General features: G+C 28.1%; 24 protein-coding genes and 1 pseudogene. 14 read left to right on the top strand and 11 right to left on the bottom strand.

The window, feature by feature from the left end; translation table 11 throughout:
- Positions 1-174: 174 nt before the first annotated feature.
- From F3K33_RS13125 to F3K33_RS13105, 5 genes and pseudogenes are all read left to right on the top strand, one after another.
- The gene (locus F3K33_RS13125) at positions 175-1,176 is read left to right on the top strand and encodes an acyltransferase family protein (RefSeq protein WP_039768894.1); all 1,002 of its coding nucleotides are present in this window, start codon (positions 175-177) and stop codon (positions 1,174-1,176) included.
- Between the two features lie 184 nt (positions 1,177-1,360).
- A pseudogene (mutS, locus tag F3K33_RS13120) lies at positions 1,361-3,823 on the top strand (DNA mismatch repair protein MutS); the annotation flags it as partial.
- A 490-nt stretch (positions 3,824-4,313) separates the two neighbouring features.
- A complete protein-coding gene (locus F3K33_RS13115; protein WP_039768898.1) occupies positions 4,314-5,171 on the top strand; it encodes a pentapeptide repeat-containing protein in 858 nt (285 codons plus the stop codon).
- 165 nt (positions 5,172-5,336) lie between these two features.
- Positions 5,337-5,987, top strand: a complete 651-nt coding sequence (gene aat / locus F3K33_RS13110) for a leucyl/phenylalanyl-tRNA--protein transferase (RefSeq protein ID WP_039768900.1) — start codon at positions 5,337-5,339, stop codon at positions 5,985-5,987.
- Positions 5,988-6,147: 160 nt separating this feature from the next.
- Positions 6,148-7,311, top strand: a complete 1,164-nt coding sequence (locus F3K33_RS13105; protein ID WP_039768902.1) for a class I SAM-dependent methyltransferase — start codon at positions 6,148-6,150, stop codon at positions 7,309-7,311.
- Positions 7,312-7,360: 49 nt separating this feature from the next.
- Here F3K33_RS13105 and F3K33_RS26385 read toward each other — a convergent pair whose 3' ends face one another.
- Complete coding sequence (locus F3K33_RS26385) at positions 7,361-7,516, bottom strand: hypothetical protein (RefSeq protein WP_017211601.1); 156 nt, start codon at positions 7,514-7,516, stop codon at positions 7,361-7,363.
- A 380-nt stretch (positions 7,517-7,896) separates the two neighbouring features.
- On the opposite strand from F3K33_RS26385, the gene mutL reads away from it, so the two are divergent.
- The 4 genes from mutL (at position 7,897) to F3K33_RS13085 (ending at position 12,528) form a co-directional block, all read left to right on the top strand.
- Positions 7,897-9,891 carry a DNA mismatch repair endonuclease MutL gene (gene mutL, locus F3K33_RS13100; RefSeq protein ID WP_039768905.1) on the top strand — a complete coding sequence of 665 codons (1,995 nt, stop codon included), beginning with the start codon at positions 7,897-7,899 and terminating at the stop codon, positions 9,889-9,891.
- 60 nt (positions 9,892-9,951) lie between these two features.
- Positions 9,952-10,881 carry a tRNA (adenosine(37)-N6)-dimethylallyltransferase MiaA gene (gene miaA, locus F3K33_RS13095; RefSeq protein WP_039768907.1) on the top strand — a complete coding sequence of 310 codons (930 nt, stop codon included), beginning with the start codon at positions 9,952-9,954 and terminating at the stop codon, positions 10,879-10,881.
- A gap of 44 nt (positions 10,882-10,925) precedes the next feature.
- The gene (gene hfq, locus F3K33_RS13090; RefSeq protein ID WP_012058774.1) at positions 10,926-11,171 is read left to right on the top strand and encodes an RNA chaperone Hfq; all 246 of its coding nucleotides are present in this window, start codon (positions 10,926-10,928) and stop codon (positions 11,169-11,171) included.
- A gap of 64 nt (positions 11,172-11,235) precedes the next feature.
- Entirely contained in the window at positions 11,236-12,528 is a 1,293-nt protein-coding gene (locus F3K33_RS13085) for a methionine gamma-lyase family protein (RefSeq protein ID WP_039768909.1), read from the top strand.
- Positions 12,529-12,675: 147 nt separating this feature from the next.
- Here the strand turns inward: F3K33_RS13085 and lexA are convergent, their stop codons facing one another.
- The gene (gene lexA, locus F3K33_RS13080; protein ID WP_039768911.1) at positions 12,676-13,281 is read right to left on the bottom strand and encodes a transcriptional repressor LexA; all 606 of its coding nucleotides are present in this window, start codon (positions 13,279-13,281) and stop codon (positions 12,676-12,678) included.
- 241 nt (positions 13,282-13,522) lie between these two features.
- Here lexA and F3K33_RS13075 point away from each other — a divergent pair, with 241 nt between their 5' ends.
- From F3K33_RS13075 to F3K33_RS13065, 3 genes are all read left to right on the top strand, one after another.
- Positions 13,523-14,026: a free L-methionine (R)-S-oxide reductase MsrC gene (locus F3K33_RS13075; RefSeq protein ID WP_039768914.1), complete on the top strand. Its 504-nt coding sequence runs from the start codon at positions 13,523-13,525 to the stop codon at positions 14,024-14,026.
- 147 nt (positions 14,027-14,173) lie between these two features.
- Positions 14,174-14,608, top strand: coding sequence for a hypothetical protein (locus tag F3K33_RS13070; RefSeq protein ID WP_039768916.1), 435 nt, complete (start codon positions 14,174-14,176; stop codon positions 14,606-14,608).
- Between the two features lie 96 nt (positions 14,609-14,704).
- Positions 14,705-15,424 carry a hypothetical protein gene (locus F3K33_RS13065; protein WP_039768918.1) on the top strand — a complete coding sequence of 240 codons (720 nt, stop codon included), beginning with the start codon at positions 14,705-14,707 and terminating at the stop codon, positions 15,422-15,424.
- Positions 15,425-15,554: 130 nt separating this feature from the next.
- On the opposite strand, the gene F3K33_RS13060 is transcribed toward F3K33_RS13065, so the two are convergent.
- A complete protein-coding gene (locus F3K33_RS13060) occupies positions 15,555-16,544 on the bottom strand; it encodes a tyrosine recombinase XerC (RefSeq protein WP_039768920.1) in 990 nt (329 codons plus the stop codon).
- An 800-nt stretch (positions 16,545-17,344) separates the two neighbouring features.
- Here F3K33_RS13060 and ybaK point away from each other — a divergent pair.
- The gene (gene ybaK, locus F3K33_RS13055) at positions 17,345-17,830 is read left to right on the top strand and encodes a Cys-tRNA(Pro) deacylase (protein ID WP_023976155.1); all 486 of its coding nucleotides are present in this window, start codon (positions 17,345-17,347) and stop codon (positions 17,828-17,830) included.
- A 724-nt stretch (positions 17,831-18,554) separates the two neighbouring features.
- Here the strand turns inward: ybaK and miaB are convergent.
- The 7 genes from miaB to F3K33_RS26375 form a co-directional block, all read right to left on the bottom strand.
- Entirely contained in the window at positions 18,555-19,922 is a 1,368-nt protein-coding gene (gene miaB / locus F3K33_RS13050) for a tRNA (N6-isopentenyl adenosine(37)-C2)-methylthiotransferase MiaB (RefSeq protein WP_012058766.1), read from the bottom strand.
- 120 nt (positions 19,923-20,042) lie between these two features.
- On the bottom strand, positions 20,043-20,912 hold the full coding sequence (locus F3K33_RS13045) for a GNAT family N-acetyltransferase (RefSeq protein ID WP_039768923.1): 870 nt from the start codon (positions 20,910-20,912) through the stop codon (positions 20,043-20,045).
- A gap of 291 nt (positions 20,913-21,203) precedes the next feature.
- Positions 21,204-21,374 carry a hypothetical protein gene (locus tag F3K33_RS26380; protein WP_012058764.1) on the bottom strand — a complete coding sequence of 57 codons (171 nt, stop codon included), beginning with the start codon at positions 21,372-21,374 and terminating at the stop codon, positions 21,204-21,206.
- Positions 21,375-21,422: 48 nt separating this feature from the next.
- Positions 21,423-21,644, bottom strand: coding sequence for a hypothetical protein (locus F3K33_RS13040; protein WP_039770947.1), 222 nt, complete (start codon positions 21,642-21,644; stop codon positions 21,423-21,425).
- Positions 21,645-21,714: 70 nt separating this feature from the next.
- Positions 21,715-22,206, bottom strand: coding sequence for a hypothetical protein (locus F3K33_RS13035; RefSeq protein ID WP_039770945.1), 492 nt, complete (start codon positions 22,204-22,206; stop codon positions 21,715-21,717).
- 191 nt (positions 22,207-22,397) lie between these two features.
- Positions 22,398-23,036 carry a pentapeptide repeat-containing protein gene (locus F3K33_RS13030; protein ID WP_039770943.1) on the bottom strand — a complete coding sequence of 213 codons (639 nt, stop codon included), beginning with the start codon at positions 23,034-23,036 and terminating at the stop codon, positions 22,398-22,400.
- A 264-nt stretch (positions 23,037-23,300) separates the two neighbouring features.
- Positions 23,301-23,444, bottom strand: coding sequence for a hypothetical protein (locus F3K33_RS26375; RefSeq protein WP_017211617.1), 144 nt, complete (start codon positions 23,442-23,444; stop codon positions 23,301-23,303).
- Between the two features lie 223 nt (positions 23,445-23,667).
- Here F3K33_RS26375 and F3K33_RS13025 point away from each other — a divergent pair, with 223 nt between their 5' ends.
- Positions 23,668-24,183, top strand: coding sequence for a ferritin (locus F3K33_RS13025; protein WP_023977072.1), 516 nt, complete (start codon positions 23,668-23,670; stop codon positions 24,181-24,183).
- A gap of 112 nt (positions 24,184-24,295) precedes the next feature.
- On the opposite strand, the gene F3K33_RS13020 is transcribed toward F3K33_RS13025, so the two are convergent.
- Positions 24,296-25,615 (bottom strand): ATP-binding protein, encoded by a 1,320-nt coding sequence (locus F3K33_RS13020; RefSeq protein WP_039770941.1) that lies wholly within the window; start codon positions 25,613-25,615, stop codon positions 24,296-24,298.
- Between the last annotated feature and the right edge of the window lie 114 nt (positions 25,616-25,729).

The following is a 25,729-nucleotide window of genomic DNA, read 5'->3' as shown; positions in this document are numbered from 1 at the left end:
TATGTAACTAAGGCTTATTACTTGTACTACTATATTTATATAAGTAAGTAGGAGGTAAAAAAATGAGCAATCAAGAAGATGCATATGTAATTTATGATGATTTTAATGAGTAGGCATTTAAAATTCTAAGTGCCTACTCTAAAATATTAATATATTCAGGGAGAGTGTTGTGATATGGAATCAAAAAATGATATTCATTATGGAATGGTTGATGTATTACGCTTAGTTTTTGCAATTGCAGTTGTATCAATTCATACAATGGCTTTTAAATCCGTAAATGATGACTTATGGATTGCTACTAGTATGGGTATTGCTAGACTCGCTGTGCCATTTTTCTTTATGGTTTCAGGTTACTTTTTATATAATAGAATTGGTTCTGAAAAAGAGCCTAGATCAACTATTAAGCATTTATTACGTATCTATTTTTTATGGGTGCTTATTGAGATTATAGCTTTATTTCCACTTGTCTTAAGCAGTTTAAGTGCTCCACCTATTTTAATTATTGAGAGATTATTATTTGCAGGGGTCACAGGAAGCCTTTGGTATATATCTTCGCTAATTATTACTATCTTTATAATTTCCCCATTATTAAAAAGAGACAAGCTGTTTTTCTTGTTTATAATTGGATTTGTATTATATCTATTTGGGACAACTGGAGATACCTATTATGGGTTGTTTGAAAAAACTATGATAAATCCATTAATCAACGGATATACTTCAATATTTATGCTTCCACAAGTAGGTATTACTGAATCAATTCTTTTTGTATCTTTAGGTGCAATCGTTAGCAAATATAAATTAAATGAAAAGATACAAAAGTCAGGATTACTAAGTATACTTTCAATTATATTACTTTTAATTGAAGCCTTTGTGTTAAATAAAACTGGAATTGCTAAGGACGCTAATATGTATCTATCATCAATAATTGCAGCCCCTTTAATCTTAATTTGGGCAATTAATTCCACAAAAAATATTTCTACTAAGGTTTCTAAAGCCTGTAGGGAATATAGCTTAGGAATATATTGTTCTCATCAAATAGTTATGATATGGCTTGCAATGTTTATACCAGTACTTTTTGCAAATACACTTATTAGGTTTATCTGTTCTTTATTATTGTCTGCATTAATAATTACAATTTTAAGAAAAACTAAAATTAAAAAAATCCTTTTAAGATAAATATTCATATCTATTTTCAGTTAAATAAAATATTAATGAAAATCTCTAAGATAATTGTTATAATTGTTCTAGGGATTTTTAGATGTATAATGAAATTTATATAAATATTACCTTAAATTAAATATATATAAATCTAGGTCGATAAATAGTGTAACCTAGCTACATAAAAAGGAGGAAATTAATTATGGCTTTAACGCCAATGATGGTTGAATATATGAAAACAAAGGAGGAATACAGTGATTGTATTCTATTTTATAGATTAGGTGATTTTTACGAAATGTTCTTTGACGATGCAATAACTGTATCTAGAGAACTTGAATTAGTTCTTACAGGAAAAAATTGTGGTCTTGAAGAAAGAGCTCCTATGTGTGGAATACCACATCATGCAGCAGCAGCATATATACCAAGACTTGTTAATAAGGGGTATAAGGTAGCAATATGTGAACAGCTTGAAGATCCAAAGGAAGCAAAAGGAATTGTAAAAAGAGGTGTTGTAAAAATAATTACACCAGGAACATTCATAGATGCTAATAGTTCTCTAGAAAATGATAATACATATTTAATGACTATATATGAAAGTGATGAAAGAATAGGTTTAGCAGTTTCGGATATAAGTACTGGCGAATTTAAAACAACTTCCTTTGATAATATTAAGATAACCTTACTAGATGAGATTTCAAAGGTTGCACCTAAAGAAATTTTAGTAGATAAAAACATTAGCCAATCTTTAATAGATGATATAAAGGGTATAACTACTGCACTTATTACAGAGAAAGACTTTAATGAATTTATCGTATCAAAAGAAGAAATTATAGATCAATTTTCGGATTTAGAGGTTTCTGGATTAGTAAATGAAAGAGAAATTTCAAGTAGAGTACTACTTAAATACATATATGAAACTCAAAAAATGAGTTTAACTAATATAAATTTGCTAGAACAATATGAAATAATTAATTACATGACAATCGACGGAAATTCAAGAAGGAATTTAGAACTTACTGAAAGTATAAGAGAAAAAAGCAAAAAAGGGTCTCTTTTATGGGTTCTTGATAAGAGTGCTACATCTATGGGTGGTAGAACAATTAGAAAATGGATTGAAGAACCGTTAATTATTAAATCTGAAATAGAAAAAAGACTAAGTGGTGTTAGCGAAGCATTTAGTTCAATTAGTTTTAATGAGGATTTAAGAAGTTCTTTAAAAGATATTTATGATATAGAAAGAATTGTCGGTAAAATTTCAAATAAAAATGTGAATGCAAAAGATATGTTATCTCTTAAAGCTTCATTAGACAAATTACCATCTATAAAAGAACTTTTAGGAACTGCTAATTCAGAACTGCTAAAAGAATATTATGAAAATTTAGATGAACTATCAGACATAAGAGAATTACTTGAATCATCCATTAAAGAAGAGCCCTCTTTAAGTATAAAAGAAGGAAATATAATTAAAGATGGTTATAATTCAGAAGTTGATGAATTAAGACAGTCAAAGCTTCATGGTAAGGAATGGATTGCAGCTCTGGAAAATCGTGAAAGAGAATTTACCGGAATCAAATCTTTAAAGGTAGGTTATAACAAAGTATTTGGATATTACATAGAAATTTCAAAATCAAATTATAATTCTATTCCAGAAGGTAGGTATGTAAGAAAGCAAACTCTTGCAAACGCTGAGAGATATATAACAGAAGAACTTAAAATTATGGAAGATAAAATTCTAGGTGCAGAAGAGAAGCTTATAAACTTAGAATATTCTTTATTCACTGATATAAGAGATTCCATTGAGAAGGAAATTGCAAGACTAAAAAAAAGTGCTAGAATAATTTCTAATCTAGATGGTATTTCTACCTTGGCATTAATCGCACTTGAAAATGACTATGTAAAACCTGAAATCAATGAGGATGGAATTATCGAAATAGTAGATGGCAGGCACCCAGTTGTTGAAAAGGTAATTGGAAGAGGTGAATTTGTTTCAAACAATACCACATTGAATCAAAGTGATAAGGAATTGCTATTAATAACTGGACCTAACATGGCAGGTAAGTCAACATACATGAGACAGGTTGCCCTTATTACGTTAATGGCCCAAATAGGATCTTTCGTACCAGCATCTAGTGCTAATATTTCAATTTGTGATAAGATATTCACTAGAATTGGAGCTTCTGATGATTTAGCTGGTGGTAAATCCACATTTATGGTTGAAATGTGGGAAGTATCAAATATACTTAAGAATGCAACTTCTAAAAGTCTAGTATTATTAGATGAAGTAGGGCGTGGAACATCAACTTATGATGGACTTTCGATAGCTTGGTCTGTCATTGAATACATAACTGGTAACGAAAATTTAAGATGTAAAACTTTATTTGCAACACACTATCATGAATTAGTAAAACTTGAAGGAGTTTTGCCTGGTGTTAAGAATTACTCTGTAGCTGTTAAGAAAATGAAAGATAGCGTAATCTTCTTAAGAAAGATAGTCGAAGGTGGTGCGGATGAGTCTTACGGTATAGAAGTTGCAAAACTTGCCGGACTTCCTGATGATGTCATTAATAGAGCAAAAGAAATTCTTCTAGGCCTTGAAGGCGAAAATAATTTTGATATACACAAAGTTACAAATACAGAAATTATAGAAAATGAGGTTGCTGTAGATATAAATGGAGGCAGCAGTGTAGTTACTATTACTGAAAAAGCCTGTGAAAGTAAGAGTCAATATATAGAAAAAGTTGAAGCAAAAGATTCCTTTGATAAAGCAGAAAGTGATAAAGCTGATTATAGAATTGATGAAAAGACTGAAAATTCATCTAAAAAGCATAAGAATAAGGAATCTTCTAACAATATGCAATTAGATTTTACTTTTATAGAAAAAGAGGCATTTCTAAAAGAAGTTAGCGAAGTGGATATATTAAGTTTAAATCCTATGGAAGCCATGAACACTCTATATAAGTTAGTTGCTGAAGCTAAAAAATTAAAATAAAAACTTTCTAATCCTATTAAAGTAGTTTAATAGTTCCAATTATGTTAAAATAATTCTAAATGTAGTTGGAACATAAGCTTTTAAATAAATAATACAATATTTTAATGCTAAATTACTTGCTATAAGTTACGACTGTGTTATATATACTATTACGGGGTGAGTTACTTTGACATATATAAACGAAAATACATTTGAAGAAGAATTATTTGAAGATCTAAAAATTAATTGCCAAGAATGCTTTGGTTTTTGTTGTGTTGCATTATATTTTTCGGCTTCAGACGGATTTCCAAACAATAAAAGCGCTGGAAAGCCTTGCTTAAATTTGCAATCAGATTTTGGTTGCTCTATTCATAAAGATTTGAGAAAAAAAGGACTTAAAGGTTGTACAACTTACGACTGTTTTGGTGCTGGACAAAAGGTTGCTCAAATTACATATGCTGGACATAATTGGAGAGAAAATCCTGAATTATCCGATAAAATGTATGAAGTCTTTTTGATTATGAGGCAGCTTCATGAAATGTTGTGGTATCTAAAACAAGCTTTATCATTTAAAACTAATGAAAAGATAAAAAATAAAATAAATGATCTAATAACTGAAACAGAAGATATTACTAAATCAGCACCCGACCTCCTTATGATTTTAGATATAGAGGTCCATAGAGATAATGTTAATGCGCTACTCAGGCAAACAAGCGAATTTGTTAGGGCCAAAGCGCTTGGTAACGGTAAAACTAACTTAAAACGTAAAAAAACAATTGCTGGCAGATTGGATTGCATTGGTGCAGATTTTAAAAAGATTAATCTTAAAGGCGCGGACCTAAGAGGGGCATTTCTCATAGCAGCAGATCTTAGAGGAAATGATTTGAGTTATTCGGATCTTATTGGAGCTGACTTACGTGATGCAGATATTAGAGGTGCTAATCTTAAAGATAGCTTATTTATTACGCAATCTCAGATTAATTCAGCAAAAGGAGATTCTAATACAATCTTACCAAAGTCAATAGTGCGTCCAACTTCTTGGTAAAGGAATCAATGTTAGATTTTTATAAAATGTTATAATCATAAAGTATTTTGCATTTTTAACAAAAATAAGCTTTTACAAGCTTATTTTTTTGCAAAGAATTATTTAAGTATTAGAATATGATAGAATAATTTAAAAGAAGAATTAAAATACAAGGAAGTGAATATAATGCCTATATTTAGACTAACAAATGAGATATTATTTCCTAATCCTGAGCTTTCAGAAAAAGATGGACTTTTGGCAATTGGAGGAGATTTATCATTAGAAAGACTGCTATTAGCTTATTGTAATGGTATATTTCCATGGTATAACGAAGGTGAACCGATTCTTTGGTGGTGTCCCAAGCCAAGATTTATATTAATACCAGATGAAGTTAAAATTTCTAAATCAATGAAGAAAATTATAAAAAAAGAGATGTTTCATGTAACTTTCAACAAAGATTTTTATGGTGTAATTAGTAATTGCAAGGATATACGAGAAGAAAATAATGAGGGAACTTGGATTAATAGTGATATGAAGAAAGCATATGTAAATTTATTTAATAAAGGCTATGCAATGAGTGTTGAGACATACATTAATGAAGAGCTAGTGGGAGGCTTATATGGCGTCAAAATAGGCAAATGCTTCTTCGGAGAGAGTATGTTTTCTAAGGTAAGTAATGCATCTAAAATAGCATTAATAAAGCTTGCGGAAAAACTAAAAAACGAAAATTTCATATTTATAGATTGCCAGATGCATACAAAGCATTTAGAAAGTATGGGTGGAAAATTTGTAGAATGGGCTACATTCAAGGACTTATTAAGAAAAGGTATAATATAATTGAAGAAGCATCCTGAGTAATAAATTCCTAATATTGAAATTATCTATAAATAATCATAGTATTGTAGATGAAATTAATATAAAATATAAAAATAGGTTTAAAACTAATATATTAATACTGTTAGTAAACAAGATTATTGAATATAAGGTGAGTTGAAGTATGGAAGAGTTAAAAAAAGCGATTAAAGAAATAATAGAAGACAATGTTATAAAGCTAGTTATTAGCAATAAAACAAATAAAAATTTTGAATATAATAAAATAGTTATATATCTCAAAGAAAATAATAAAAGAACGTACTATCAAATAGAAAAATATACTGATAAGCAGGTGTTCCATGAAAACATTGATACAGATATTTTGGAAGATAGAATTATAGAGTATGTGGAACCAAATTATAAGCAAATTTCTGCATGGTCAAATTCGGCTAGCTTTGAGGTGAAAATATCAAAAAAGGGTAAGGTTCTATTAAGTAAGAAAAAAAGTGATAATCAAAAAACACTTAGCAAAGCGCATAATAAAGAAAAAAATTATATATTAAAAGAGGGTATGATTATTGAGCCATTAATAGATTTAGGTGTATTTACAAAAGAGGGAAAAGTAGTTAACTCAAAGTATGATAAATACAAGCAAATTAATCGTTTTGTTGAAATTATTGATGATGAAATCAAGAAAAATGATTATAAAGAACTTACTGTTTTAGATTTTGGTTGTGGAAAATCTTACTTAACTTTTGTATTGTATTATTACCTTGTAGAAATAAAGAATATTAAGGTAAAGATGATTGGATTAGATCTTAAAGCCGATGTTATAAAAAAATGTAATGATATAGCCCAAAGTTATAACTATGAAAATTTACACTTTGAACTTGGAGATATAAATGGATTTAAATATAATAATAAAGTTGATATGGTAATAACATTACATGCATGTGATACTGCTACTGATTACGCATTATATAATGCTATAAAATGGAATGCCAAATTAATATTCTCTGTCCCTTGTTGTCAGCATGAATTTAACGCCCAAATGAAGACAGATTCACTGTCAATACTAACAAAGTATGGAATAGTTCAAGAAAGAATTGCAGCACTTATGACTGATTCTGTTAGAGCTAACCTTTTAGAAAGCATAGGATACAAAACACAACTTTTAGAATTTATTGATATTGCACATTCTCCCAAAAATATATTGATTAGAGCCTCTAAGTCTAATATATCTAAGGATAAAAAAGAAAAAGCGTTATTAGAAGTTGAAAATTTAATTGGTCAATTTAATTTTAATCCTACATTATATAATCTGTTGAAAGATGATAATTTAATTTAAAGTTCATAAATCCACGACATTATTTAATTTTTGTCGTGGATTTATGATTTTAGTGTCTTTTCTTTTTAAATTCAGTATGAGAAGAAGGCTCAGCTTCCCCAAATGGACTTTCTTGATGTGCTTTTTCTTTTACTACCTTATTATAATTTTGTGATGCTGGATCAGATACACTTTTAGTTGAATTATAAAAATCTTTATCATTCATATTAAAGCCTCCTTATAGAAAATATTTAATTTCTCATATTAGCTTAACCATATTAACAGCAAATATTATTTATTGTAAATATATTTTGTGTTTAGATTGTTACTTATATGTAAATTAAATATAATCTTGTTCTAATGGAAATATTAATAGAAATACTAAAATCATTTAGAGTATACAATAAAAAGCATAGTCAAAAAGATATATTCGAATTACAACTCATTCCTATACCAGTATTTCAATATTATTGAATATATTAAACAAGTATGTAATAATAACAATGTATTAGAAATAAGTTAATTTGTTCATTAGAAGGCTTATTTTAAAGTGATTTTCTCGCTTACATTTTACGCCCATAAGCATTGAAAGGAGGAGAGGACATCTTGAAGAGAATAAATATATTAAATGAAGACACAGCAAATAAAATTGCAGCAGGAGAAGTTGTAGAAAGACCAGCGTCAGTAGTCAAAGAGTTGATTGAAAATTCAATTGATGCAAATTCTAAAAACATAATCATTGAAATAGAAGAAGGTGGAATTTCTCTTATTAGAATAATAGATGATGGAGACGGAATCTATAAAGATGATATAGCGAAAGCATTTCTTCCGCATGCTACAAGCAAGATACAAGAGTCAGAAGATATTTATAATATACATACTCTTGGATTCAGAGGCGAAGCACTGCCATCTATAGCCTCTGTAGGTAAAGTTAATTTAAAGTCTAAGCAGGATGAAGAAGCTTTTGGATATGAAATATCTATTGAGGGCGGTAAAGCATCAGAAGTAACAGAGTGTGGAATAAATAAAGGCACTATACTAGAAGTGCAAGATCTATTCTTTAATGTTCCTGCTAGGAAGAAGTTCTTAAAATCTGTATCAAAAGAGAGTTCATTAATAAATGATATAGTAACAAGATTATCACTTGCAAATCCTAAAATAAGTTTTAAATTGTATAACAATCATAAAAAAGTATTACATACCTTTGGTAATGGAGATCTCAAGGATGTAATAAGAACTATATATGGTAAATCTATAACAGATAATATACTTTACTTTAGTGATAGTTCAGATTTAATAACTGTTTATGGCTATGTAGGAACTGAGGAAATAGCTAGAGGATCAAGAAATAATCAAAGTATTTTCGTAAATAGAAGATACATAAAAAATAGGGCGTTAGCAATAGCTGTAGAGCAAGCATTTAAGTCATTTTCAACAGTAAATAAATTTCCGTTCTTTATATTATTTATAGAAGTATATCCTGAATATGTAGATGTTAATATTCATCCAACAAAGGCTGAAATAAAATTTAATGATGAAAGAATGATATTCAAAAAGATTTTTGGAGCAGTTCATACTGCATTAAAAAATGAAGTTTTTGAGACTTTTGCGATAAAAGAAGAAGAAAATGCAAAAAAAGAACCACTACCAACATTTGAGGAGATTACTTTTAAAATAAAAGAAGAAGAAGAAAAGGTTAAATTTGCAAGTTCTGCAGCAAAGACTTTAATATCTCAAGGAAAAGACCTTAAGGCTAATAACGAGAGTAGCTTTAAAAGTGTATATGATCCAAGCTTGAATAATATTAATAAAACAATAGTTGAGGAAAGCACTGATTATAACAAGGAAAATGAAGAGCCTATAAGTATTCCTGTAGATCTTAAACCTAACTCAGATATAGAAAATTCGGTGGATGATTATAGTGACAATGCAGAAGATGAAATAAAATCTAATTCTGAACCTATAGAAAACGTAATTACAGAAAACAAATACGAAAATATTAAGCTAAATCCTATTGCTAAGTTTCCACCAATTACTATAATAGGTCAATATAATAAAACTTATATATTAGGAGAGTATGACGGTACCTTATACATGATTGATCAGCATGCTGCTCATGAAAAAATATTATTTGAAAAATATCTTAAAGAAATTGAAGAAGGTACTATTATAATTCAACCTCTTATTGTTCCAAGTATAATTGATTTGAGTATTGATGATTATTCTTATTTTGAAGAGAATAAAGACATATTTAGAGAAGCTGGTTTTTTATTAGAAGAGTTTGGTGGAAGTTCATTATCTTTAAAAGAAGTTCCGTACTTCTTAGGACGACTTAATCCTAAAAACTTGTTCCTAGATATACTTGATAATTTAAAAAATTTAGGAAACGGAAAAACAAGTGAAGTAAAACATAATGCTATTGCAACTAAAGCATGTAAAGCAGCTATTAAAGGAAATGATAAATTAGAAATGAATGAGATGATTAAATTAATTGAAGATTTAAGATATATAGATGATCCTTTTCACTGCCCACACGGGAGGCCTGTAATAATAAAATTTACAAGTATAGACATTGATAAGAAATTTAAAAGAATAATATAATGCTTTTATATTATTCTAAATGAATATAAACTTTAAAATTATTAACGAAGGGATAAAATAATGAAGCAAAAATTATTAGTTATTGGTGGACCTACTGCAGTAGGAAAAACTGATCTTTCAATAAAATTAGCCAAAAATTTAAATGGAGAAATTATTTCAGCTGATTCTATGCAAATCTATAAATATATGGATATAGGTTCTGCAAAGGTAACTAAAGATGAAATGAACGGGATAAAGCATCATTTAATTGATGCAATAGAACCTGATACTCCTTTTTCAGTAGCAGATTTTAAGCAACTAGGTGAAGAAGCATTAGAAAAAATTATATGTAACGGAAAATTCCCAATAATATCAGGAGGAACGGGTTTATATATTAATTCATTAACTTGCAATATGACCTTTACAGAAGCAGAAAAAGATGAAAGTTATAGAGAATATCTAGAAAATTTAGCATTAGAAAAGGGTAATGAATATATACATGAAATGCTTAAAGATATTGATCCTATAAGTTACAAAGAAATTCATGCTAACAATAGAAAAAGAGTTATCAGAGCGTTAGAGGTTTTTAAACTTACTAATAAGCCTTTTAGCTCATATAATGTTGGATTGGATTTTTACAATAGTGAATATGATGTATATTATTACGTACTAACTATGAATAGAGAAAAATTATATGATAGAATCAATAAAAGAGTTGATTTAATGATGGAAAAGGGCTTGCTAAATGAATGCATAAGATTAAAAGAAATGGGATATAATTCAGATATTCAATCTATGCAGGGGATAGGATACAAAGAGATATTATATTATCTAGAAGGTAAAATAACTCTAGATAAAGCAATAGATATGATAAAACAAGGATCTCGAAATTATGCTAAAAGGCAACTTACATGGTTTAGACGTGATAAAAGATGTATATTTTTAGACAAGGATATTATGAGTGATGATGAAATTTTAGATAAAGTTATTAATGACATAATAAAGAACTAGCGTTATAATATTAGTAATAAAATCACTTATGGAGGTGTTATATTTTGGTCAATAAGCAACAAAACAACCTACAAGATATATTTCTAAATAATGCGAGAAAAAATAAAATACAAATAATAATACACTTAGTAAATGGATTTCAGTTAAAAGGTACTGTAAAGGGTTTTGATAATTTCACTGTTATTTTGGATTGCGATAATAAGCAAATGCTTATATATAAGCATGCAATATCAACTATAACGCCAACTAAACCAATTTTATTTGCAGATAACGAATACGAAACTACTTAGTAAATAGGCATTTTTGCCTATTTATTTTTGAGTATTTCTAAACTTTGGAGGATGAGACTTAGATATGTTAAAAAAGACAGAAGAATTTTTAATTAAGAATTATAATATTAGCGAAAGGACATTTGAAATATATAGACAGGCTTTATCTGATACTGAAGCTCAATTTAAAGAATATGATGAAATTAGAGAATTTAATCAACTTAAAGTACTGAAAGCATTTCAATTAGAAAAAATTAGCGACTCTCACTTTACAAATACTACAGGTTATGGACTTGATGATTTAGGGCGTGACTCATTAGATAAAGTATATGCTAATATCTTTAATACTGAAGCCGGACTTGTCCGTCCACATTTTGTTAGTGGTACACACGCTATTGGATGTGCTATCGCTGGTAATGTTATGCCTGGAGATAAGATCTTATGTGTTTCTGGACTTCCTTATGATACTTTGCTTGGCGTTCTTGGACTATCAGAAAAGAAAAACGCTGGTTCATTAGATCAATATGGAATTAAAACCGATATAGTAGATTTAGATAATAAAGGTAAATTTCAATTTGATAAAATTCAAGAAGCATTGAGAAATGATCCAAGTATTAGACTTATACATATTCAAAGAAGCACTGGTTATGCTTCAAGAAAATCTTTTCTAGTTTCTGAAATAGCTGAAGTTATTAGACATATAAGAGAAATACGAGAAGATGTAATTATATTTGTGGATAATTGTTACGGAGAATTTATTGAACCTGTAGAACCTACAGAATATGGTGCAGATATAATGGCTGGATCACTTATGAAGAATATAGGTGGAGGTATTGCTCCAGGTGGAGGATATATCGTTGGAAAGAGACAGTATGTTGATGCAGCTGCCAATAGAATGACTGTGCCAGGTGTAGGAGGCGAATATGGCGCTACATATGGACTTATGAGAAGTTTATATCAAGGATTGTTCTCCGCTCCTCACGTAGCCATAGAAGCTGTAAAAACAGCAATATTCTGCGCTCGTGTAATGGAAATTGCAGGATTTAAGGTATTTCCTTCATCAACAGATAAAAGAACTGATATAATTCAAGCAATTGAATTTGGCGATGCTAAAAAATTAATTAATTTTTGTAGTGGTATACAAGCCGGATCTCCTATAGATGCATTTGCAGTATGCGAGCCATGGGCAATGCCTGGATATGATAGTGAAATTGTAATGGCTGCTGGCTCATTTATCTCAGGTTCAACAATCGAATTATCAGCTGATGGACCAGTTAGAGAGCCATATATAGCATATATTCAAGGCGGATTAAACTTTGATCATGGAAAAATAGGAATACTTATTGGGTTGAGCAAAGTATTAGAAGTCAATAAATAATATCACTAATTTATCACTAGCTTCCCAATATGTCAGTGGGCATAAAATTAAAAATAGACTATTAAATTTTATAGATCATAAAATTTAATAGTCTATTAATTTACTATCTTATAATATAATTTCGAAATCAATAACAAAGTAATTTGTTTAAAATGATCTGAATATACCTACAAGTTTTCCTAAAATCATGCAATCATCTACTATTATAGGATCCATAGCATCATTTTCTGGTTGAAGTCTAATATGATCTTTTTCTTTAAAAAATCTTTTTATTGTAGCACTATCTTCTATTAAAGCTACTACTATATCACCATTTATAGCTGCTTGTGCACTTTCTATAATAGCTAAATCATTATCTCTAATACCTGCATTAACCATGCTTTCGCCAGAAACACGCAGCATAAACAATTCTCTATCATGTTTTATAAAATCCAACGGAAGCGTAAATGTGTCTTCTATGTTTTCAGTTGCAAGTATTGGAGAACCTGCTGTAATTTTGCCTATAATAGGAATGTTAATCATTTCTTTTTTCGGCATTGAAAGTTCTGCTATTTCTAAAGCCCTTGGTTTAGAAGGATCTCTTTTAATCATTCCCTTTTTTTCTAATCTTTTTAAATGTCCATGAACAGTTGAAGTTGACCTTAAAGAGACTGCTTCGCAAATTTCTCTTACTGAAGGCGGATAACCTTTGCTCTCTGTATAACTTTTTAAAAATTCATATATCTCTGATTGCTTATCTTTTTCGTCTGACATTACAAACACCTCACTATTCTTCTAATAATTATAACATATACTATATAACATAGCAAACTTGTGTTCTAAAGTGTTTATAGGTAGTATGTATTTGGTTTAGATACAACACTAAATTGGAATACAATCTATTAACTAAGTATTCCAATTAATTAAAAATGGTAGTATTATTTTATAGTAGAATAACTAAGGTTATAAAATTATTTTTTTGGGACGATAGTTTCAAAGTGAGGCGGTAGTAAATATGTTTGATATTAAAATTTTTGAAGGCATGAGTACAGAAAGTAAATTAGACAACATGCTTATAATGCTTGAAGGTTTGATTCAAGGAGATGAAGATTCTCCAATAACAAAGCTTTGTAATGCATCAGCATTAATTAATGCGCTTATAGATAGAATAAATTGGTGTGGCTTTTATTTGGTTAAAAATAATACTCTTGTATTAGGACCGTTCCAAGGAATGCCTGCTTGTACAAAAATCGAAATAGGGAAGGGGGTTTGTGGAAAAGCTGCATTAGAAAAAGAAACTTTACTTGTTAAAGATGTACATAATTTCGAGGGGCATATAGCGTGTGATGCTGCCTCAAATTCAGAAATAGTCATTCCTATAATTAAAGAAGAAAATCTTATTGGAGTTTTAGACTTGGATAGTGAAGAATTCGAAAGATTTACTGAAGTAGAAAAGACTTACCTAGAAAAGGCTGTTGTTATACTTAGTAAATATATAGAATGGAATGATATAATTTAGATTAAATAATTAGATTGCATTTAATAATTTATCTACGTTAAATTATCTTATTCTTTATTTGATATTCTATCTTCGATAAAAAAATTGATTTAATTTATTGTTTTTGGTATAATTAAGTTTCCATAATAAAAAAATGAGGTGTTTTAAATGACATATAAATATACTGATGATGATTATTGCGATATCTATGAAAATAAAATATGTGATAATTGTGGTAAGTGTTTGCAAATCAACGGCATAGATACAAAAGCCATTAAAATAGAAGACATTGCAAAAACACAAGAAGAGAACGAATTACTAGAAGAAGAATTTTTAAATGACTTAAAAGCATCCTTAAGTGAAGATGAATTACATGAAATTAACGAAGATAAATTAGATTTAAAATCTATATATAATAAGTTTGTAAAAACATCAAATGACATTGACGTAAAGGACTTTAATCTTGAAGACAGCGCTTACGAAGATGCTTTTGATCATATTGAATATTTAGATGAGATCAGTTTAGATGATGATCTGATCCTCGATGAAATGACAGAAGAAGTATATCCTGGAGTTAGAAGATTAAAAAAATCAATCGAATAAAAGAAGCTTGTAAACTACACTAAAGAAATGCATAGATTTTCGCTTTATTTCACATAATAATTTCGTAGAAGATTTCACAAGAAAGGATGAATTATTATGAAGCGAAAATCTATTTTAGCGTTGAATTTGACAGCAATTCTTTTGGTTTCAATATCTTTGTTTGGGTGTGGTAACATATCAAGAACAAGAACAAATAATGATGTCACTAGACAAAACGACATAACAAACGATGGCATTAGAAGTGGAAGTGTAGATGGAACAGGTACTGGCGCTAATAATGCTCAAAATGGTACTGACGGAAACATGCAAGGTGGAACTAGCGGAAATATGCAAGGCGCAGCAGGAAATGGAACTGTAGGAGGGAATACCAATCAAAATAATGCAGTAGGGGATACTAATCAAAACAATGTAGCCGGATCGACTTCAGATACTACGAGGGATAGAACAGGTCTAACTACTAATGATACAACATACAGAGCCGCTGATTTTAAAAACGATTTCACAAATGCCGGATATGATATTAAAGAATCAACTAACACTAATAAAAATGATTATTTTAAAGGAAATGAAACAGATTATTTATTAGGTGGAGATGTAGTTAGAATATACGAGTATAATTCTCCAACAGAGCTAGAATGGGCCATCAATAGAATCGTACCAAATGGAATGAATGCTAGTAGCAATAATGCAAATAGCAATACGAGTCCTTATTATTATAGAAAGGGAAATACTCTTATCGTTTATGAAGGAAAAGAACCTGCATATGTTGACGAGTTTGGAAAAATGTACGGAAACACACTAAGACCACAACACTAAAAGCATTTATATTAAGCATGAAAAGGTTACGATAGAAAATAAAGTAACCTTTTATTTTTTTGTTTAAACCATACCAAAGTATAGTAGGAGAGTAGTAGTAAAGTTTTATCATAAATTTTAATAATAAGCTTTACAATTTTGAAAGAGGATTCGATTTTACAGCATCTCTCAACGAATCATCGTCAACATGCGTGTAAATTTGGGTAGTCGAAATATTTGTGTGACCTAATATACTTTGCAAGCTTCTTATATCTACGTTTCCGTACTTATACATAAGAGTTGCTGCAGTGTGCCTCAACTTGTGTGGAGTATATTTATCATCAGTTAACCCTGCATTCGTTATATGTTTTTTTATCATTATCTCAACCGTACGTTTATTTATAGGACCATTTCTAGATGACAAAAATAAAAACTTTTTATTATCCGGCAAAGCCTTAGAGTCATCTCGAACATTTAAATAATTTGCTAAAGCTTTAAGGCATGCATCATTTAAATAAACAGTTCTTTCTTTATTTCCTTTACCTATGATAGTAAGAGTATCATCTCTGATTTTATCAATTTGAATACTACAGAGCTCCGAAAGTCTCATTCCGCAATTCAGAAAGAACATCAAAATACAATAGTCTCTGGAGTAATTTTTATCATTTTTGTTTAATGATTCTAATAGATGGATGCTTTGATTTAGAGTAAGATATACAGGATGACGCTTATTTATTTTGGGCGATTCCAACTCTAAAGCCGGATTCTCTGTGATCACTTTAGCTTTCCCAAAAAGAAACTTAAAAAAAGACTTTAGAGTAGCAACTTTTCTAGCTCTAGCATATGAACTGTTATCTCTATATTTCTCTGTGAAAGAAAGGAACGCATACAAATCTCTAAGTTTTATAACTCTTAAAAACTCATCATCAATAACGCTTATATCTATATCTTCAAACTCAACAGAGTCAGAATTTACTTTCCCTTTATAAATCATCATAAATCTAAAAAATATAGTCAAATCTATTCTATACCCATCAATTGTGTTTATAGATGTACTTTTAATCGTTTCTAAATAATTTAAAAAATCAACTAAACTTTCTGGAAGATTATTATTCTTAAGAACCTGAATATCGTATTTCATTTTTTCACCTGCAACATTTATAAATTTCTTATTAATTAAGTTACAATACTAATAATTTAAATTATCATTGATAAAATTTATTCTAATAAAGTAATTTCATACTAAGTTAAAAATATTATATCAAATATCATAAATTTATGCAATTATTTCGCTAAATGTATATTTAGCGAAATAATTATTAGCTATTTTTATAATAATTTAGTTGATTTTATTATAATTTTAGTCTTTGCATTTAAATGAATATCAGAATTATCCCTGTGCTTTCTTATTAAAAGCCATTTATAATCAATACTTTATAATAGACTTTTATAATTCAGTTCTTCAAATATCATAGGTTATTAAAACTCAATCCAAATTTATAACTTCAATCATAAATTCTAAAAGAATATTTTTTAATCTTATTTGAAATAAAAAACAAATTATTTTTCATATAAAAAAACATTAATTTTAAACACTATCAATTTTTTCTTTTATTTACATATTGATAATAATTATCACTGTACTGTTTTCTCTCGCAATTTTACGATTATATCTCCATTAAATAGCATTCGATTCTGATAAAAAAATAAATTCGAACGTTATTCAATACTATATTTTATACATTTAACGAAAGTTCAAATTCACAATAACCAAACTCAGTTTTTGATCAAATTAAGATAATTTTTGTATCTAAAATTCACATATAGAAATAATCTCAAAATAAAAAACTATATCTGCTTTTATGATATAATTTAAATAAACAATGTTATTAATCATTAGTAATGAATATAAACTAAAACTTACGGAGGAATGTTGAAATTATGGCTCAAGGAAAAGGAAAAACTAATGCTATGAGAATTCTAGATAATAATAAAATAAATTACATAACTCACAGCTACGAAAATAATGATGGTAAGATAGATGGTGTTGCAGTTGCACACAAAATAGAAAAAGACGTTAATCAAGTTTTTAAAACTTTAGTAACTCAAGGTCATTCTAAAGAATTTTATGTTTTTGTTATTCCAGTTGCTGAAGAATTAGATATGAAAAAAGCCAGCAAAATCGCAGGCGAAAAAAATATAGAAATGATTCATGTTAAAGATATAAACAAAGTAACAGGATACATTAGAGGTGGCTGTTCCCCACTCGGTATGAAAAAAATATTTAAAACTTTTATTCAAGAAAACGCATTATTATTTGATACAATTGTATTTAGCGGAGGAAAAATAGGTTCTCAAATAGAAATGAATCCAAATGATCTAAAAAAAGCAATAGAATGTTCATTTGTAGATATAATCAAAAACTAATTAAACAATTGTCACAATCAAAAGATAAGTTCTTTATAGATATCCAACTCTAAAACTAAATTTATGTGATAACTTACCGAAATCATAAATATTTTGTTCCGAAAAGCTATGAAAATATCGCTTAAGGTTCTAAGCAGCAGGTTGTAGCCACTTTAGCACGTTCCAACTTTCAGTTTGACAAGCTAAGCTGGAACGACCTACAGCTAAGAACCTTTAAAAGCTCATTTTCAAAGGTTTTCTCCACAAATATATTTATGATTTCTTGTGAATATACAAACTTAAAGTCTTAGTAAATTTGAAAATATATTCATCTAATAAATCTAATCCTTAAACTGTTTATCTATATATTTTAAAAAATAACAAATTAATTCTTATATTTTACAGAACAAATGTTCTCAGGTGATAAAAATGGCATTTATTCCACAAGATATCATCACAGCATGAAATATTTTTTTATTTTTATCATCTGATAAACCCCACATTGAAGTTCTTTAACCTATAATTTATATTTTTTTCAAATTATAAAAGCAATAATATGTATGCTGAACAAAAATGCTATTTTTATAGTTTAAGAACAGATGTTCGTATATACTCATGTTTTTTTATTTTAACCAACTAAAGAAAATAGTCTGTATGATCATTAGGGAAAGTTATAACACCTCTCCTATTAAGAATCTATACAGACTATTTTAAATTCATTTTATTTAAATCATAAATTTATTTTTTACTTTTCAACTTCTCCAATTAAAGAGAACGAATTAGCTTTAATTATTTTTACATTAACTAATTTCCCTATTAGGTCTTCCCCACCCTCAAAGTTAACTAGTCTTCCATTCCTCGTTCTACCTGTTAGTTTTGCTTCATCATTTTTGCTATAACCTTCAACTAAGACTTCATATATCTTTCCTTCTGCATCCTTATTTCCTTTAGCTATGCCCGTATTAACTATCTCAACTAATCTGTTGAAACGTTCATGTTTAATTTCATCTGGTATCTGATTCTCCATTTTATCCGCCGGAGTATGATTTCTTCTCGAATAAATAAATGTGAAAGCAGCATCATATCGAACTTCTTTAGCTAGCTCTAATGTTTCACTAAAATCTTCTTCAGTTTCTCCAGGGAAACCAACGATTATATCAGTAGAAAATGTTACATCTGGAATTTCAGCTCTTATCTTTTTTGCCAATGTGATGTATTGTTCCTTTGTATAATGTCTATTCATTTCTTTTAAAATTCTATCAGAACCACTTTGCACTGGTAAATGAATTTGCTCGCATACTTTATCACAATCTCTTATAGCATATACAACATCTAAAGTTAAATCTTTTGGATGAGAAGTCATAAATCTAATTCTTTCAAGTCCCTCTATTTCATTAACTTTTCTTAGAAGGTCTGCAAAAGTAATATTTTCTTCCAATCCTTTTCCATATGAATTAACATTTTGTCCTAAAAGAGTTACTTCCTTATACCCTCTTGTTACCATATCTTTTATTTCATTTACTATATCTTCTGGCTTTCTACTTCTTTCTCTACCTCTAACATAAGGAACTATACAATATGTACAAAAGTTATTACACCCATACATAATAGTTACAAAGCCCTTAATATCGCTTTTTCGATCTATAGGTATCCCCTCTACTATTTCGGTTTCCTTATCAATAATCTCTTTAATTTGAACACCTTCTGTTTTAACTCTATTTAAATATTCAGGAAACTTATACGAGTTATGAGTTCCAAATATTATGTTTACATATGGAAATCTCTTTAATATATCGTCAGCCATCCCTTTTTGCTGCATCATACATCCACATATTCCAATAACTAAATCAGGATTCTTTTCCTTTTGCTTTTTTAAAGCGCCAAGATTTCCAAAAACTTTATTTTCTGCATTTTCTCTAACACAGCAGGTATTAAATATAATTATAGATGCTTCATCTCTATTCTCAGTATTTTCATACCCCATCCTTTTAAGCATACCTGAAAGCTTCTCTGAATCTTCTTCATTCATTTGACAACCATAAGTTTGTATAAAGAATAATTTTTTTTCATCACTAGCCATTTGGCTATCTAGTTTTTCTATATCAAAGTTCATTATTGTTCCTCCGTATAAATTACAATTTCTATAGTATTATAACAAATAATAATTCTAAATAAAAGACTATAATTATGCATAATTAAAGGAGTTATACTCATAGACAACTCCTAACGCTAATTAATTAATTTTTTTATACCAACTAATAAAAGATTGATATTCCCTAAATCCAATTTTAGTGTACAAAGATAAGGCTTTTAAATTATTCTTTTCTACTCTTATATAAACAGTTTTTATAGAATTTCTATAACATAAATCTATAAGATATCTAACCAATAACTCTCCATACCCATGTTTTCTGTATTCTTCTAATATTCCTAAATTAACAATAGTATAAAATCCTCTATTGAAAATAATTTGACCATATCCGACAACTTGTCCATTATTGTTACATATAAAAACACCAAAATCTTTTATATAATAGTCTTCCTCTTCTTCCCTATATATATCTTCAATCGTTAAAGGAACTCTATTTTTTTCATTAAAAACCGAATTTTGAATTCTGCATCTTAATTCTTCATCTTGTCCTTCTTTAAAGTGTTTAAAAAATATTCTATTTTCACAAAAATTATTTTTAATATTGCTTGTCCTTATCTTCATTAAAATGTTATTAGAATTAACATCAAAATTTAATTTTTTCATTATAAAAGAAGCCTTTGAGTTTGCTAACATATCGAATCTGAAGGCACTAGCATTAAAAAATGATAAGATTTTAGAATTAATTAAATGTATATATTCATCTTTCAAATATATAGAATATATATTACTAAAACCATTATACGAAGGATATTCGTACCATATATATCCCACATATTCACTATTAACTCTAAAAAGTCTAATTTGTTTACGAATTATATATTTTACTATAAAAGATTCATCATTATAAATTTCAAAAAAGCTTTTATCGCACGAATATGCATCTTCACTCCTATTATATAATCTCCTGAAATGATTCATATTGAATAAAGATAATTTTTCTAAAAAAACCATAAAAATTCCTCATTTCCCCTTTAATAAATAAATTATAAATCTTACAAAAATTATAGTCAACTTTTGATAGACTTAAACAATGTGTTAATATATAGAATAATATATAAATAAATATATATTAGGATATTTTCAATTTAAAAGTTTAAGTAATTAAAAATATAATATCGTAGTTTATTGATAATAGTATGATTCATAAAAATCGTTTCCTTCATATAGGTAACAGCAAATCTATATGAAGGAAACTTTAAGTATTTTATATTAATATATATACTTAATTTATATTTTTATTCATTAACACCATTTACTATTTGATAATTGCTTATCTTTTATTTTACCTTCAAATCCTTTTACAGTATAATGCTCTGTTAAAACTTCAGGGTCATAAGAAATATATCCACCTTGATAATCATAATAACCATCATTCATTTTATCAGACTCACGTTTTTTATTTTCTTCACTCATAATATCCACTCCCTCTTTATTTAAAGTAGTATTTATTACAGTAAATTCTTACTTAGATGTAGATGTCCATTGATTATTAGTAGCAGTTTTTTCATGTTTATGTGTAGACTCTTCTTTGTCATAAGTACGTGGTACAGAATCCCATTGATTACACCCTGCACTTTTTTGTTCTCTAAGTTCTTCTTTGCTAGATAAATTAGAATCACTAGTGCCACCTGTACTAGAAAAGCTTTGAAGATTGTTTGATTTTGATTTTGATTCATTACTCATTATAAACACTTCCTTTCTACAAGAATATATTGTGCACTATTGTAGACTTTTATCCTTATTTTAATTATCCTCATTTTTCATTTTTATCATATTCTAGATTATTTAATACTTCTAAAAACATATTATACATTTCTACCTTACTATCTTCATTTGAAAGAATTTTGAGCCCAAATACTAAAATCAATACAATATATATACCCAAGAAAGTCGGACTAAGTTTCTTTATATAATTATCTATATAAGAAAAAATGCCACTTGCTGTTAATCCTGCTAAAATTGATGCACCTATTCCACATCCTCCAAAGGTATATGAGTCTAACTTCGATTTAATATAAATTCTTTCAATGCTAATATCTAGATAACTTTCTTGAGAATAGTAATTATAAATCTTTCTATATAGCAGGAATTTTGCCTTGACTTTATCCTCATTAATTTTTAATAATCTTCTTTGGCAATCCTTATACTTTTCTATCATTTCAGGAGTATATATCTTGAAATTATTTGAATTTACTTTTTTTGAAGATTTATTATATTTTAGTTTAATTAAATTATTTTTTTCCATCTATATTCTTCCTTCAAAAATAATAACATCATCATTTTTTATTACTATATAGATATTCAATAAATATATATTAATTGCAAAATAATAGGTTCATAAAAAAAGTATTTTTGCATATCTATTATTATTAACTCCTTTTTTAAGAATTCAAAAAAGGAGCTTTCATTTAAAACGAAATACTCCTTTTCTACCATTTACATATTTTCTATAAGCCTAATAACATAACTTAATGTATAAAAATCTCTATCAATCTCATATCTAATATAATGTAGACCTTCTAAAAGTGTTGATTCATCAAATTTTTCTTTTAGAATTAATAAAGATAACGTATTTATTTTTCCATCTTTAGTATCAAAAACCCTTGATTTTTTTATAAATTCATTTTCCATCACATTTGAAATCAACTTTTCTAATTCACCGCTTATTTCAACTTCTGGCATTGTATCAAAAAGTCTGATGTTCTTGTTATCTTCACTTATATTCTTAGCCTTAGTCACATCACAGTTTACAAATATTGTGTTTTTGAATTTAGCATCTTCAAAATTTACTCCATCTAAATTTGCCCCTTCAAATACTGTGTCTTCAAATTTAGCTTCTCTAAACTTACATCCTTTTAAATTCGACCCTATAAACTCTGCTCCTTTAAAACTACATCTAAAAAAATTACACTTCTTAAAATGAGCCCCTCTTAAGCTAGCAAAATCAAAATTTGAGTTTGAAAAATTACAGTTATAACATTTACTTCTTTTAAGATTTTTATAAATAAAATTTTTATTAGTTTTCTCCGCATTGTCATAATAAAAATTTTCTGGTGCACTTCTGTTTATCGACATTTTATCTATCCTTCCGTATTACAAATAAATATTTTTAGTAGTTTACAATAACAATGTATTATATATTAATAAAATAATAATAACTTTTTTATAACTTGTCCTCCTTAATTCTTTCTATATTTATCTAATTCTATCATATAAAACTAGATAAATCTTTATAATAGGAAAATTTCTATCTCAAAATATATGTAAGTAAATTTAGTAGAATGGAATTCTACTAAATTTCTATTAATTTTTACTTAATATTTTGAGATAGATTAAATTTTAATGTTTTTGATTAATTGTAATATCTCTCCCCCTAGATACCACCTTGTTTGTTGTTTCTTCTCTCTCAACAAAAGATTTAACTTTAGATTGCGACATATCTCCAGTTTTTTGTATCGATTTTTCCTTCTTTTTATATGTCAATTATATCATCTCCTCTCTTATTTATATTATTAGTTTTGCAATAATACTTATGTAACATAATAATAAATATTATTTGATAAATTATGTTATATGATGTAATATATTAATATATAGTTAAAAATTTCAGAATATAAAGTTAAACTTTTATGCTATAGGGTATAGTTTTTCTGGATTTTTTAAAATTATGTTAATGATAATATTTTTATTTATGGGAGGTATTAGTATGTTAAGTGAAAAACTGATCGCAAAGCTAAATGAACAAGTTAATTTTGAAATTTATTCAGCCTATACTTATTTATCAATGGCTTCTTACTGCGAATCTATTGATCTAAGTGGGTTTGCTAATTTCTTTAAAGTTCAATCTCAGGAGGAATTATTTCATGCCATGAAATTCTATGATTACATATTTCAGAAAAATGGAACTGTAACTTTAGAACAAATTGAAAAACCACATTCTGATTTTGGCAATATCCTAAATGTCTTTGAGGCAGGTTATGAACATGAGCAAATGGTTACTAGCAGGCTATATAAAATTGCAGATATAGCTACTGAGGAAAAAGAACATTCAACAATCGGTTTACTTAATTGGTTTATTAACGAGCAAGTTGAAGAAGAAAATACATTTAACACTATAATCAAAAAGATTAGGAGATGCGAAAATAACTCTGCAGCATTGTATATGTTAGACGACGAACTTGCTACAAGAGTATATACGCCCCCTACAACAACTAATGCTTAAATTATTATAAAAAATACAGAGCTAGTAAAGAATTCTTTACTAGCTCTTATCACTTTATTAGCTAAAAAGTTATAGAATATTCCAAAACAAATCACAAACTTTTAATATAAAGTTACTGTTTTAACGTACCCTCTAGCCAATTTATAAATTGAATTGCTGTTCGTGGTGAACGAGCATTATACCATCTTACCCATTTCAATGCTTCTGCATGCAAATATTCCTTCTCAACTTTAATCCCTCTTGCTTCTGCTACTCCATCTATTATCTTTAAGAATTCTTTCTGATCAGGCGAATAGAACGATACAGTCATACCAAATCTATCTGCTAGAGAAAGTTTTTCTTCAATTGTGTCATTAGCATGCACATCATCACCAGATCTTTCGCTAAATGTTTCTTTTACTAGGTGTTTTCGATTGGTTGTTGCATAAATTAGAATATTGTTTGATCTATTCTCTACTCCACCTTCTAATATTGTCTTTAAAGCTGAATAACTAGCTTCTCCTTCTTCAAATACTAAATCATCAACAAAAATTATAAATTTTAAATTCTTACTTTTAAGTATCCTAATTATCTTCGTAAAATCGCATAATTTATTTTTATCAACTTCAATAAGCCTTAAGCCATCATCGTAATACTCATTTATAATAGCTTTTACAGTTGAAGATTTACCAGTTCCTCTTGATCCATATAGTAGCATATTATTCGCTTGATATCCATTTAAAAACTGTTTTGTATTATCTATTATAATCTCTTTTTGATATTCATACCCTACTAAGTTTTCTAGCCTAACTGGATCTGGTGATTCAATACCTCTAAGATAAGGTGCTCCATCTTCGTGTTCCCATACAAACGCTCTATACTCCCCAAATATGCCAGTCCCATATTGCTTGTAGAATTCTACAATGCTCTCCAATGCATCTCCCCAATTATCACAATTTAATATATTTACCTTTAACTTATCAATAGCTTTGCTTGAGATATTACATTCCAAGTCAGAATCAAAATCCATAAGCGACTTAACTATACCTATTTCAAACTCTTTAACGTTTCCTTTAATAATTATAGCATCTTTAATCGCAGAAGATTCTATACTAGATATGTACTGCAAAGCATTTAACTCATAATGCACTTGATTAAAAAGTTTATCACATGAATTTTGTTCGTCAATTATTTTAGTAAATGGATTATTATCGAGAAAAATCATATCAATTATATACTTTTTTAATGATTTTCCATCAGCTTTGTTTAATAGTTCATAAATAAAATCAGTATATAATTCAATGCCCTCTTCCACTGATATATCCTTACTATTAAGGTACTTTAGTAGCGTCTTATATTTTAATAAAACACTGTCATCTTTTAGATTCTTAAAAATACATAATGAATTTATCATTATGCTTGCTTTGTTTATTTGTTCAAATTCTGTATACATACTTGTATGCCCCCTTTATAAAATACGTATAGTAATATATTACTACTCTTAGTGTTGTTTTACTATTCTTTTCTTATTTAAATCACAATGTGTATACGTAAGAATCGATTATAA

The organism is Clostridium beijerinckii, assembly GCF_008705175.1.
GTDB lineage: Bacteria > Bacillota > Clostridia > Clostridiales > Clostridiaceae > Clostridium > Clostridium beijerinckii.
This window is presented reverse-complemented; position numbering and strand designations above follow the sequence as displayed.